The organism is Caulobacter sp. FV1ye13L (assembly GCF_058681155.1).
Window position 1 is genome coordinate 2,482,049 of record NZ_CM178732.1, and the last position, 12,438, is coordinate 2,494,486.

13 protein-coding genes are annotated in these 12,438 nt (G+C 66.7%); 10 read left to right on the top strand and 3 right to left on the bottom strand.

Translation table 11 applies throughout. From position 1 onward, the window contains the following. Nucleotides 1-2: 2 nt before the first annotated feature. The 6 genes from ACW176_RS11900 to ACW176_RS11925 all read left to right on the top strand — a co-directional run bounded on the left by ACW176_RS11900 (nt 3) and on the right by ACW176_RS11925 (nt 4,636). The gene (locus ACW176_RS11900; RefSeq protein WP_492109277.1) at nt 3-404 is read left to right on the top strand and encodes a DUF4259 domain-containing protein; all 402 of its coding nucleotides are present in this window, start codon (nt 3-5) and stop codon (nt 402-404) included. Continuing rightward, nucleotides 401-859, top strand: coding sequence for a hypothetical protein (locus ACW176_RS11905; RefSeq protein WP_492109278.1), 459 nt, complete (start codon nt 401-403; stop codon nt 857-859). Before ACW176_RS11900 ends, ACW176_RS11905 begins: the two co-directional genes overlap by 4 nt. Then, nucleotides 849-3,530 carry a methionine synthase gene (metH, locus tag ACW176_RS11910; RefSeq protein ID WP_492109279.1) on the top strand — a complete coding sequence of 894 codons (2,682 nt, stop codon included), beginning with the start codon at nt 849-851 and terminating at the stop codon, nt 3,528-3,530. Before ACW176_RS11905 ends, metH begins: the two co-directional genes overlap by 11 nt. A 69-nt stretch (nt 3,531-3,599) precedes the next feature. Beyond that, nucleotides 3,600-3,842, top strand: coding sequence for a DUF4160 domain-containing protein (locus ACW176_RS11915; RefSeq protein ID WP_492109280.1), 243 nt, complete (start codon nt 3,600-3,602; stop codon nt 3,840-3,842). 7 nt (nt 3,843-3,849) lie between these two features. Next, nucleotides 3,850-4,083, top strand: a complete 234-nt coding sequence (locus ACW176_RS11920; protein ID WP_492109281.1) for a DUF2442 domain-containing protein — start codon at nt 3,850-3,852, stop codon at nt 4,081-4,083. Then, nucleotides 4,013-4,636 carry an AAA family ATPase gene (locus tag ACW176_RS11925; RefSeq protein ID WP_492109282.1) on the top strand — a complete coding sequence of 208 codons (624 nt, stop codon included), beginning with the start codon at nt 4,013-4,015 and terminating at the stop codon, nt 4,634-4,636. Before ACW176_RS11920 ends, ACW176_RS11925 begins: the two co-directional genes overlap by 71 nt. A gap of 27 nt (nt 4,637-4,663) precedes the next feature. On the opposite strand, the gene ACW176_RS11930 is transcribed toward ACW176_RS11925, so the two are convergent. Next, on the bottom strand, nt 4,664-5,011 hold the full coding sequence (locus ACW176_RS11930) for a type II toxin-antitoxin system HicB family antitoxin (protein ID WP_492109283.1): 348 nt from the start codon (nt 5,009-5,011) through the stop codon (nt 4,664-4,666). Next, on the bottom strand, nt 5,008-5,187 hold the full coding sequence (locus ACW176_RS11935; protein WP_492109284.1) for a type II toxin-antitoxin system HicA family toxin: 180 nt from the start codon (nt 5,185-5,187) through the stop codon (nt 5,008-5,010). Before ACW176_RS11935 ends, ACW176_RS11930 begins: the two co-directional genes overlap by 4 nt. A 112-nt stretch (nt 5,188-5,299) precedes the next feature. On the opposite strand from ACW176_RS11935, the gene ACW176_RS11940 reads away from it, so the two are divergent. The 4 genes from ACW176_RS11940 (at nt 5,300) to ACW176_RS11955 (ending at nt 11,385) form a co-directional block, all read left to right on the top strand. Further along, nucleotides 5,300-6,373: a YjgN family protein gene (locus ACW176_RS11940; RefSeq protein ID WP_492109285.1), complete on the top strand. Its 1,074-nt coding sequence runs from the start codon at nt 5,300-5,302 to the stop codon at nt 6,371-6,373. Beyond that, entirely contained in the window at nt 6,357-7,445 is a 1,089-nt protein-coding gene (locus ACW176_RS11945) for a M48 family metallopeptidase (protein ID WP_492109286.1), read from the top strand. The genes ACW176_RS11940 and ACW176_RS11945 overlap by 17 nt, the downstream gene beginning before the upstream one ends. 175 nt (nt 7,446-7,620) lie before the next feature. After that, on the top strand, nt 7,621-9,822 hold the full coding sequence (locus ACW176_RS11950) for a putative bifunctional diguanylate cyclase/phosphodiesterase (protein ID WP_492109287.1): 2,202 nt from the start codon (nt 7,621-7,623) through the stop codon (nt 9,820-9,822). Between the two features lie 96 nt (nt 9,823-9,918). After that, on the top strand, nt 9,919-11,385 hold the full coding sequence (locus ACW176_RS11955; RefSeq protein ID WP_492109288.1) for a GH1 family beta-glucosidase: 1,467 nt from the start codon (nt 9,919-9,921) through the stop codon (nt 11,383-11,385). A gap of 189 nt (nt 11,386-11,574) precedes the next feature. Here the strand turns inward: ACW176_RS11955 and ACW176_RS11960 are convergent, their stop codons facing one another. Then, the gene (locus ACW176_RS11960) at nt 11,575-12,414 is read right to left on the bottom strand and encodes a hypothetical protein (protein ID WP_492109289.1); all 840 of its coding nucleotides are present in this window, start codon (nt 12,412-12,414) and stop codon (nt 11,575-11,577) included. Nucleotides 12,415-12,438: the final 24 nt, after the last annotated feature.

Here is a 12,438-nt window from a genome sequence, read left to right on the forward strand (position 1 = left end):
GCATGACCGCCTGGGCTCCTGGACCCTTCGACAACGAAGAAGCCGCCGACTTCATAGAAGACCTCACCGAGGCGCCCGACTGGCGCATGGTCATGACGCTGATGGAGCACGCCGCCGGCGTCAGCGGCTATCTGGAAGAGGCCGAGGCGGAACTGGCCGTGGCCGCCGCTGCGGTGGTCGCCTCGTGCGTGGGGGCCGCTTCGGTGCTGCCCGACAGCCATGCCGATCTGAAGGCCACGCTGGGCAAGCCGCCCGAGGGCGCGGCCAACCTCGCCCGCCGGGCCCTGGCCCGTGTGGTGGGGCCAGCCTCCGAACTCGATGAAACCTGGCAGGAGGGCGAGGACCACGACGCGTGGCTCACCCAGATCGCGGGTTTGCAGAGCCTGTTGGGAGGCCAGTCGTGAGACGGGCAAAAGCCTTGCCGGTATGGTTTCTGGCGTTCGTAGAAGAGTTGCGCACCTTCGCGGCCGAGCTACCCGATATCGCCCGTTTCCAATGGGACGGGCGGCTCGTATCACTCGAACTGCGCGCACCAACGCAGGCCCATCGCTCCCTCTCAATCGAAGCCAGCGCTAGGGAGATTGACTACAGCTTCGGAAAGCTCTGGTCGGAGTACGCCGAGCCTGATGAGCTTTCGGCTCGCTATGTTCTCGCCGCCTGCGACGCCGTGCGCGCGGGTCGTGTGCGGGAGGTTCGTGATCGCAAGACGGGCCTAGTCTACCACGTCTATCGATTGACCACGCGCGGGCTCAATGAGTTCGCAAGAGACAGCCAATTTTCGTGGCGGTTCTGGTTCAAGCAGCACATTCGCCAAGTGAAAATCACTCGTCTTTCTGCCCTGTCGCCGGTTGGAATCTGAAATGCGTCCCGTCTTCGTCAATATCGGTGAGCGCACAAACGTCACCGGCTCGGCCAAATTCAAGAAGCTGATCGTCGAGGGCAACTACGGCGAGGCCCTGTCGGTCGCCCGTCAGCAGGTCGAGGCCGGGGCCCAGGTCATCGACGTCAACATGGACGAGGGCCTGCTCGACTCCAAGCTGGCCATGGTCACCTACCTGAACCTGATGGCGGCCGAGCCAGACATCGCGCGGGTGCCGGTGATGATCGACAGCTCCAAGTGGGAGGTGATCGAAGCCGGCCTGAAGTGCGTGCAGGGCAAGGCGATCGTCAACTCGATCTCCATGAAGGAAGGCGAGGCCAAGTTCATCGAGCAGGCCAAGCTGTGCCTGCGTTACGGCGCGGCCGTGGTGGTGATGGCGTTCGACGAAGTGGGCCAGGCCGACACCGCCGCCCGCAAAATCGAGATCTGTGAGAAGGCCTATCGCATCCTGGTCGACAAGGTGGGCTTCCCGCCGGAAGACATCATCTTCGACCCCAACATCTTCGCCGTGGCGACGGGGATTGAGGAGCACGACAACTACGCCGTCGACTTCATCGAGGGCACGCGCGAGATCAAGAAGCGCTGCCCCTACGCCCGCATCTCGGGCGGGGTGTCGAACGTCTCGTTCAGCTTCCGCGGCAACGAGCCCGTGCGCCGGGCTATCCACTCGGTGTTCCTGTACCACGCCATCGCGGCGGGCATGGACATGGGCATCGTCAACGCCGGCGACCTGCCGGTCTATGACACGCTGGATCCTAAACTGCGCGAGGCCGTCGAGGACGTGATCCTCAACCGCCCGCAACGGACCAATGTCTCGAACACCGAGCGTCTGGTCGATCTGGCCCCGCGCTACAAGGGCGACAAGAGCCAGGTCCAGACGGCCAATCTGGAATGGCGCAAGGGCAGCGTGAACGAGCGCATCACCCACGCCCTGGTCAACGGCATCACCGAGTTCATCGAGGCCGACACCGAGGAGGCCCGCCTGTCGGTCGAGCGGCCGCTGCACGTGATCGAAGGCCATCTGATGGATGGCATGAACGTGGTCGGCGACCTGTTCGGCTCGGGCAAGATGTTCCTGCCGCAGGTGGTGAAATCGGCCCGCGTCATGAAGCAGGCCGTGGCCTGGCTGGAGCCGTTCATGGAGGCCGAGAAGGCCGGCAAGCCGCGCGAGCAGGCCGGCCGCATCCTGATGGCCACGGTCAAGGGCGACGTCCACGACATCGGCAAGAACATCGTCGGCGTGGTTTTGCAGTGTAACAACTACGAGGTCATCGACCTGGGCGTCATGGTGCCCGCCGACCGCATCCTGGATGAAGCCCGCAAGCATAACGTCGACATGATCGGCCTGTCGGGTCTGATCACGCCGTCGCTGGACGAGATGGTGTTCGTGGCCTCCGAGATGGAGCGCCAGGGCTTCACCATCCCGCTGCTGATCGGCGGCGCCACCACCAGCCGCACCCATACGGCGGTCAAGATCGAGCCGGCCTATTCCAAGGGCTCGACCACCTATGTGCTGGACGCCAGCCGGGCGGTGGGCGTGGTCTCGGGCCTGCTGTCGGCCAGTGAGCGCGACCGTCTGCAGGCCGAGACGCGCACCGAATATGTCCGCATCCGCGAGCAATATGCCCGGGGTCTGACCGCCAAGGCCCGCACCGGCATTGCCGAGGCGCGGCAGAAGAAGTTCGCCATCGACTGGGACGGCTATACGCCGCCCAAGCCGTCCTTCATCGGCACGCGCACCTTCGAGCCGACTCTGGCGGAACTGGTCCCCTTCATCGACTGGTCGCCGTTCTTCGCCAGCTGGGAGCTGATCGGCCGCTTCCCGCAGATCCTGGAAGACGACGTGGTCGGCGAGGCCGCCACCGAGCTCTATGCCGAAGCCCGCGAGATGCTCGACAAGGTCGTCGCCGAAAAGTGGTTCGGGGCCAAGGGCGTGATCGGCTTCTGGCCGGCCCAGGCTCAGGGCGACGACATCGTGCTCTATACGGACGACACCCGCACGGTGGAGCTGTCGCGCCTGCACACCCTGCGCCAGCAGATGGACAAGGGCGCGGGAAAGACCAATGCCGCCCTGGCCGACTTCGTCGCGCCGATCGGGCAGGGGCCCGACTATATCGGCGCCTTCGCCGTCACCGCCGGTCATGGCGAGGACGAGATCGTCAAGCGCTTCAAGGACGCCGGCGACGACTACAGCGCCATCATGGCCTCGGCCTTGGCCGATCGCCTGGCTGAAGCCTTCGCCGAGTGGCTGCACTACAAGGCCCGCGTCGAGCTATGGGGCTACGCCCCCGACGAGTCAGCCGACGCCGACGTGATGATCGCCGAGAAGTACCAGGGCATCCGTCCGGCCCCCGGCTATCCGGCCCAGCCCGATCACACCGAAAAGGGCACGCTGTTCACATTGCTGGACGCCGAAGCCGCCACCGGCATGATCCTGACCGAGAGCTACGCCATGAGCCCCGGCGCTGCGGTGTCAGGTCTCTATTTCAGCCACCCAAAGTCGCACTATTTCGGCGTCGGCAAGGTGGATCTGGACCAGGTCGAGGACTATGCCCGCCGCAAGGGCTGGGACCTGGCCAAGGCCGAGAAATGGCTGGCCCCGATCCTCAACTACGATCCCGGCGCGAGGGCGCGGGAGGCGGCGGCGTAACTATTCCTATACGTGTATTTGCACTTTGAGCTACCATGGCCATTCGTGATGGCTCGCGGAGCGCTCATCGTGCCGACGGTTCTCCGCGTCGGCGGCTACCGGTTCTATTTCTACAGTCATGAGCCAAACGAGCCGCCGCACGTCCACATCGACAAGGCCGACGCGTCGCTCAAGGTGTGGTTGAGGCCTGTCGCTTTGGCGCGCAACCTTGGCTTCCGAGCCCATGAGCTGAATGTTATCCTCACTCTCGTGCGAAAGCACGAAACTGCGCTGTCGGAGGCTTGGCATGAGTATTTTGGCGACCGCCGCTGATGAACGCGTGGCTGACGTGCGCTGTGACGACGCGCGTTTGTTCGTCGATCTGATGGACGGCCGTACAATCGCCGTCCCGCTGACCTGGTATCCGCGCCTTTTTGCCGCGACGCCGGAGCAGCGCGCCAGATGGGAAATCGCCGGCGGTGGTTACGGAATCCACTGGCCCGATGTCGACGAAGACCTCAGCACCGAGGGCCTGCTTCGCGGCGCGGCCGCGCCGAAGATCGCCGCTCCTTAAACCTGTCGACCGAGAGCTATTCATCGATCGCTTCGTCGTCATTTCCGGCTGTTCTGGCGGCGGCAAGTCCACCTTGCTCGCCGAACTTCGCCGGCGCGGGCATGCCGTGGTCGAGGAACCCGGTCGTCGGATTGTCGCGGACGAGCTTGCGGGCGATGGCGCGGCCTTGCCATGGGTTGATCCGACCGCCTTTGCTCGTCGCGCTATCGCCATGGCGCTGGAAGATCGCGCGGCCGCGCCTGCCGACGGCTGGGTGTTCTTCGATCGAGGCCTGATCGACGGCGCCGTGGCGCTCGAGCATCTGACAGGTGAACGCGCTGTCGAAGCGCTGGGGCGCTCCCACCGCTATCATCGGAGGGTGTTTCTGGCGCCGCCCTGGCCAGAGATCCATGTCGTGGACCGTGAGCGGCGGCACGGCCTGGACGAGGCCGTTGCTGAGTATGAGAGGCTTCAGATGGCCTATCCGGCGTTGGGCTATGATGTCCTGATCCTGCCCAAGGCGAGCGTCGCGGAGCGAGCCGACTACCTTCTCGGGACCCTGGATGTTCCGTAGAGAAGCCTGCAGTCGGACCCTCAGGCCTCAAGCCCCCTCGATCTCCCGCGTCGCCGCCTCGCGCAGCTTCTCCTCCGTCCAGCCTGCCAGGCTCTGGCCCGCCAGTTCCGCCGCCAGGGCTGCGCGGGCGTGAACGACGGGATCGACGCGGACCATGATCTGGCCGGAATAGGGCTTTTCGGCCTTCTTGCCGGCCTTGGCGCAGGTGGCGATGTAGTCGGCGACGGCGTCGTGGAAGGCCGCTTTGAGGCCGCTGACGGTGTCGGCGTGGAAGCTGATGATGTCGGTGATCCCGGCCAGGCGACCGACAAAGATCTCGTCCTCGTCGTCGAACGCCACGCGGGCCGTGTAGCCGTTGTGCTTCAGGACGTTCATGGCCTCACTCCAATTGCCGAAAGGAACGCGCGGGCGTCCCTGACTTGATACCGCTTGGCTTCCTTGTCCGGGTGGGGTCGGTGGAAGCGGGCGATGACGCCGTTGCCCTCGAACCGAACCGCGGACCCCGAGCCTTCGATCACCCTGGCGCCGGCGCTGACCAGCAGGCTTTCCATGTCCGCCGTTGCGTTCCGCCTCTGATCTTCGCCGCAATGGTTGACCGCCTTGGCAAATCCCGCAAGGGTTGCTTGCTCGCAACCGTTGCGAGCGGGGGCTTAGGGGGATTTCATGGATGGCGCTCAATCGCCCGTGAAGGGCGAGACTCTGACGTTTGGCCACACGATCAAGCCGGGGTCGTTCATCGGCCTCAGCCTTAAGAACGGCCTGCTCAATATCATCACCCTGACGCTGTACCGGTTCTGGGGAAAGACCGAGGTGCGCCGCTGGGTCTGGTCGCGCATCACCCTGAACAACGAGCCCTTCGAATATACCGGCAAGGGCAGGGAGCTGTTCCTGGGCTTCCTGATCGCGCTGCTGGCTCTGGGTGTCCCCTATCTGGCGCTGATCCTGGCGATCCAGTTCGTCAGCCCGATGTTCACCCTGCTGATGCTGCCGCTCTACATCGCGATCATCGTGCTGATCGGCGCGGCGATCTTCATGACCTATCGCTACATGGCCAGCCGCACGGTGTGGCGCGGCGTGCGGTTCCAGCTGCGGGGCTCGGCCAACAAGTTCGGCTGGTCCTATCTGGGCTATACGCTGCTCGTCATGATCACCCTGGGCTGGTACGCGCCGGCCATGTCGATGCGCATCGCCGAGAAGCTGTGGGGCGGCATGTCGTACGGAGACCAGAAACTCCGCTGGGAGCGATCGCACGAGGAGGGCCTCTACGGGCCGTTCGCGCTCGCCTGGGTGGTGGGGATCATCGGCTATGGTGTGCTCATCGCCGCCATCGTGCCGCCCATGATCGCGTCGATGCAGGCCGGGACCGAGCCGGGCGTGGCGCGGTTCCTGCTGATCTATGGCTATGCGTTTATCTACGCGCTGTTCGTCATGTTGGCCTCGGCGGCCTATCACGCGGTCCTGATGCGGACCATCGCGCGCTCGATCCGGCTGGGGGAGGCGCGTTTTGCCTTGAAAGTGAAGGCGGGCGCGCTGATCGGCCTGACGCTGACCAACCTGCTGCTGACGATCTTCACCCTGGGTTTCCTGACGCCGGTTGTGGTGGCGCGGACGACCAAGTTCATGATCTCCCGGCTGTCCAGCACCGGCGAGGCGCCCCTGGCCGACGCGATGCAGGCCGAGCGGGGACCGAAGACGGGCGAAGGCCTAGCCGATGCCTTCGATGTCTCTCCGTTCTGACGTGGAGGGTCTGCTCTACGACGGGCAGACGTCCCGCCCCTGGCGGGTAGAGGTCAGCCTGGAGGCCGGCCGGATCATCGCTCGGGCGCTGGACGATCCCGGCGTCGGGATCGACTGGCCGCTGGACGAGGTGCGGGAAACGGCTCATTCCGCCGGCCGCTATCGCCTGACCCGCGGTGATGGCGACGCGCGGCTGATCGTCGAGAGCGAGGCATGGCGGACCTTGTCCAGGCGCTCGGAAACCGCGATCGCGCGGCGCGAGCGCGGCGCCGAGTGGACGCTGATCGCCGGACTGGTCGGGGCGGGCGCGACCTTCGCGGCGATCGTCTTCGTCGGCGTGCCCTTGGCCGCCGGTCCTCTGGCCCGCGGGACCCCGCCCAAGCTGGAGGCCCGGTTTGGCTCGAACATGGAAGTCCAGCTCAAGGTCGCATTCCGGCCCTGCAAGGGCGACCGGCGCGGGGCGGCGATCCTGTCGGACCTGGGCGATCGCCTGGCGGAGGGCTCGGATTCGGCGTTCGACATCAGGGTGCAGGCGGTGAGGGCGCCGTTCGTCAACGCTTTCGCCCTGCCGGGCGGAGCGATCCTGGTCACCGACGACCTGATCGCCCAGGCCCGCACGCCCGACGAGCTGGCGGCGGTGATCGCCCACGAGATCGCCCACGTCGAGCGTCGTCACGCCATGCAGGCGGCCTGGCGCTCCATGGGGGCGGGGCTGTTGCTGGACGCCGTCGTCGGCGGCGGTACGGGCGCCGGTCAACAGACTGTGCTTCTGGCCGGCGGCTTCGCCGACCAGAGGTTCAGCCGCGATCTCGAGACCGAAGCCGATGCGAGGGCCATCGAGCTGTTGCGGGCTCGGAATATCTCGACCCGGGGCATGGCGGACTTCTTCGGGCGGATGGCCAATCGCCAGGATGATCCCCGATTGCGTCGCGCCGCCGAATGGTTTGCGACCCATCCCGACACGGCTGGGCGCGCCAGCCGGGCGGCGGCGGCGGCCTTGCCCGGAACGCCGGCGCTTTCCGAGAACGACTGGCGCCGGGTGAAGGCGGCCTGCCAGGTGGGGGGACGCTAGCGCGAAGCCGGCCTCGCCCACCGTCCGGGGCAAAAACGTCACTCGCCCGACCCCAAATCGGACATTCGACCCATCCCGCATAACGATGTGCGACAAAACATCCAAAAAATCGCTCCAGTAAGGGATTCAGCAACGCGTGGCGTGGACTGATGCGTCCGCCTGTCGGGACCCGCGTATGAATCGCAACAATATCGAGCTGAAGATCTTCGGCCTGATCATGGGCATGGCGGCCGCCATGGTCCTGGTTGCGGCTGGTCTGTTGTTCACCGCCACCCGCCAGGCCGATCTGCGCGAGCGCCAGTACGAACAGACCCTGGTCAGCAATGGCCTGCGTCAGCGCGGCAAGGAAGTTCAAACCAGCCTCAATCCCTATGTCATCTGGGACGAGGCGATCCACAAGCTGGACAATGACTTTGACCTGGCCTGGGCCAACCAGAACATCGGCGCCTCGATTGGCGGCGCCCTGGGCTACAGCGTCGTCTTTGTGCTCGACGCCGACAACAGGCCGCTCTACGGCCACATCAACGGTACGGATGTCGCGCCGGAATCCTTCGGCCTTTACGCCGCCCAGACCCAGAAGCTGATCAGCCAGGTTCGCGCGATCGAGACCGACCCCGCCAAGGTCGCCAAGATGCGCGCGGTCCATTTCAGCCGCGTCGAGCTGGTGGGCAACGAGGCGGTGATGATCACCGTGTCCCTGGTGCGTCCGGATCTGAAGGCCAGGACGCGCGGCGCCCGGGCGCCGCTGGTGGTCTCGGCCATGCCGGTCGCCAGCAGCGTGGTGAACGCCTTCTCCGAGCGCTTCCTGCTCAAGAACGCCCGTATCGAGATCGTGCCGGCCAGCCAGATCAAGGGCGAGAACGCCCAGACCCTGCTGGGCCGGGCGCCGGACGGCCGCGGCATCGTGCTGCGCTGGGACCCCCGCAAGCCGGGCGCCGAGCTGCTGCAGCAGGCCACGCCCATCCTGGCCCTGGCCGCCCTGGCCGCCGGCATCGGCGCTCTGATGCTGTTCCGCGTCACCCGCCGCGCCGCCAAGAAGTTGCTGCTCAGCGAGGCCGAGGCCAAGCATCTGGCCCTGCACGACCCCCTGACGGGCCTGGCCAACCGCACCCTGTTTACCGACCGCCTGATCCACGCCCACGCCCTGCTGCGGCGCAAGTCGGGCTATTTGGGGGTGCTGTGCATCGACCTGGACCGCTTCAAGGAGGTCAATGACAGCTACGGCCATGACGCCGGCGACCAGGTCATTCGTGAAGTCGCCCGCCGCCTGCAGGCCATCTGTCGCGACACCGACACCATCTGCCGTCTGGGTGGCGACGAGTTCGCGATCATCCAGCCCGACACCACGCCCGCCGGCTGCGCCGCCCTGGCCCAGCGCGTGGTCGAGGGTCTGTCGGGCGATCTGGACCTCAGCATCGGCCGGGCCGAACTGTCCTGCTCGGTGGGCGTGGCGGTGGTGTCCGACGCCGACGAGGGCCAGGCCGAGATGCTGCGACAGGCCGATGTCGCCCTGTACCGCGCCAAGGAATCGGGTCGCGGCCGCTACTGTTTCTTCGAGCCGGAGATGGACGCCGCCCTGCGCCTGCGCAAAGGCCTGGAGCGTGACCTGCGCGCCGCCATCGATCAGGAGCGCCTGACTGTCGCCTATCAGCCCCTGACCGACGCGCGTGGCGTGATCCAGGGCGTCGAGGCCCTGGCGCGCTGGCGCGATCCCGAGCGCGGCGACATCTCGCCCGCCATCTTCATTCCGCTGGCCGAGTCGACCGGCCTGATCGCCGCCATCGGCCGGTCGGTGTTCCGCCGCGCCTGCTATGACAGCCTGCGCTGGTCGGGGCTGGAGGTCTCGGTCAACGTCTCGGCCCTGCAGCTGTCGGCGCCGGGCTTCGTCGACGAGATCGAGCAGATCCTGGCCGAGACCGGGGCCCAGGCCGCCGGCTTCGTGCTGGAGATCACCGAGACGGCCTTGCTGAAAGACAGCGACGGCGTTCACGACGCCCTGCGTCGCATCAAGCGCCTGGGCTTCCGCCTGGCGCTGGACGACTTCGGCACCGGCTATGCCAGCCTAGCCTATCTGCGCCGCCATCCGATCGACAAGCTGAAGATCGACCGCTCCTTCGTGTCCACCCTGTCGCCCGACGGCGAGGTCACGTCGGTGGCCGGGGCCATCATCAGCCTGGCCAAGTCGCTGGGTCTGAAGACGACGGCCGAGGGCGTCGAGACCCAGGCCCAGTTCGACACCCTGGTGAAGCTGGGCTGCGTCGAGTTCCAGGGCTTCCTGCTGGCCCGGCCCATGCCCGCCGAAGACATCGCCGCCGCCCGAGACGCGCGCCAGGCGCTGGCGAACGCCACCAAGGTCTCGGCCCGCCAGCGTCGCTAGACGCCCTCGCAAAGGAAGGCTGGTCAACCGGCGTTCTTGCACGGCATCCTCCGTCTCAACAGGGGCGCTGACCTCTGAGCTTGGGAAGGATGCGGCGTGGATCATCAAGGCGTGAGTCGGCGAGGCCTGGGGGCCATGCTTCTGGGGGGCGGGGTTGTCGGCGGGGCGGCGCTAGGCCTGTCGGGATGCGCGCGCGGGCCGGACACCGAGCTTGATCCCAAATCCCGGCAATTCCCGCAGGACTTTCTCTGGGGCGTGGCCTCGGCGGCCTTTCAGACCGAGGGCGCCCAGAACGTCGATGGGCGGGGCCCCAGCGTCTGGGACGTGTTCGAGAAGAAGCCGGGCATCGTCGTTGACGGCTCCGACGCCACCGTCGCCACTGACAGCTACCGCCGCTACGCCGACGACGTGGACCTGATCGCCGGGGCGGGGCTGGACGCCTATCGCTTCTCGATCTCCTGGTCGCGAGTGTTGCCGACGGGGGAAGGGGCGATCAATCCGGCGGGGCTGGATCACTATTCAAAGATGGTCGACGCCATGCTGGCCAAGGGGATCACGCCCTACGCCACGCTGTTCCACTGGGACCTGCCCCAGGCCCTGCAGGACAAGGGCGGCTGGAAGAACCGCGACACGGCCCTGCGCTTCGCCGACTACGCCCATGCGGTGGTCGATCGGCTGGGCGACCGGCTCAAGCACTATATCGCCCTCAACGAGGCGGCGGTTCACGCGGTGTTCGGCCATGTGCTGGGCGAGCACGCGCCGGGACTGAAGGACATGGATCTGCTGGGGCCGACGGTCCACCACATGAACCTGGCCCAGGGGCTGGCGATGCAGGCCTTGCGGGCCGGGCGGAGCGACCTGTCGGTGGGCACCACCATGGCGCTGCAGCCGTGCAGGCCGGCCGGCGGCGAGCTGGCGTTCTGGAACCGCCTGGCCTCGGACGGCCTGGACGCCCTGTGGAACCGCGCCTGGCTGGATCCCCTGTTCAAGGGAACCTATCCCAAGGAAGTGCAAGACCTGCTGAAGGCCGGGGTGGTGCGCGACGGCGACATGGCCGCGATCCGCCAGAAGGTCGACTTCCTGGGGGTGAACTACTACGCGCCCGCCTATGTGCGGCTGGACCTGTCCTCGCCCAGCAAGATCGCGCCCGCCAACCCGCCCGAGGGCGCGGAGCTGGACGCCTTTGGCCGCCACGTCGACCCGTCGGGTCTTTTCCAGGTGCTGGACAGGGTGCGCCGAGACTATGGCAATCCGCCGGTGCTGATCACCGAGAACGGCTGTTCCGACCCGTTCAGCCAGGGGCCGGCGGTGATCGACGACACGTTCCGGATCAACTATCTGCGCCGCCATCTGGAGGCGGTGCTGGTCGCGCGCGAAGCGGGCTCACCGATCGGCGGCTATTTCTGCTGGACCCTGCTCGACAATTTCGAGTGGGACCTGGGCTACACCTCCAAGTTCGGCCTGGTGGCGCACGACCGGACGACGGGCGTGCGCACGCCGAAGGCGTCCTATGGGTGGTTCAAGGCGCTGGCGGCCAGCGGGGCGCTGCCGGTGAAGCCTTAGGGCGTACCGGCGCCACATAAGATCAAAAACGTCGTCATCCCGGACAAGTCCGGCGAAAGCCGGGCGCAGATCCAGGACCGCCGGAAGCGCTGAGTTCAGGCGTCGGTCCCGGATCTTCACGCTTCGCGCTCGTCCGGGATGACAACCGTTTTTGATCAGATGCAATGACCCACCCTTCAGGGTTGGGCGTCAGTCCGGCTTGCAGACCAGCACGTCCTTGCCGTCGCGCTTGGCGGGGTCCAGGCGGCCGGGGCAGGGCTTGGGATCAGCGAAGTCGATGATGAACTCCGCCTTGGCCGACGCGGTGGGCTTGGTCACAGCTGGCTTGGCGGCGACCGGTTTCGTCGCGGTCTTGGTCATGGGCGGCTTTGCGGCAGGCTTGGCGGTCGGCTGAGCGGTCGGCTTGGCCACGGGCTTGGGCGCCTCGGTCACTACCGGTTCGGGCGGCGCGGCCTGTTCGACTGCGGGCGCCATCGCCGGCGCCGGAACCGGTTCCGGCAGGGCCTCGACGGCCGAGGCCGGCGCCGGCTCGATCGGCTTGGCGGCGTTGTAGATCAGGGCCTTGCCCAGGATGTTGGACTTCTTTTCCAGGGCCTTGGCGCGGGTTTCGCAGTCGCCGGGCGGCGACCAGCTCATCCATACCTGGGCCAGGCGCGCCTTGTTGGCCGAATCCGCGCCGCTCCAGACCGAGCGGCCCTTCTTGACCGCCGCGCCGCCATATTCCGAGATCGGGCGCGGGCTGGCCTTTTCAGCCGCCGTGATCGCCGCGGTGAAGACCTTCATGTCGGCGCGGGCCTGGGCGCGCATCTCGGGATAGGTCTTCAGCGAGGCCGCGACCCCGTCGGGCCCGGGAAAGGCCTTCTCGATGCGGGTGACTTCCGGCATCACCTGGTCATAGAGATCGACATAGCCGCCCAGAGCGCCATAGCACCACGCGACATAGCCATAGTCGTCGCTGGGCGGCGTGGCGGCGGGAGCGACGGGCACCTGACCCATCATGGCCAGGGCGAGAAAGAGGGCGGTCGCCATGCGGGCGGAAGTCCTTTTGAGGTC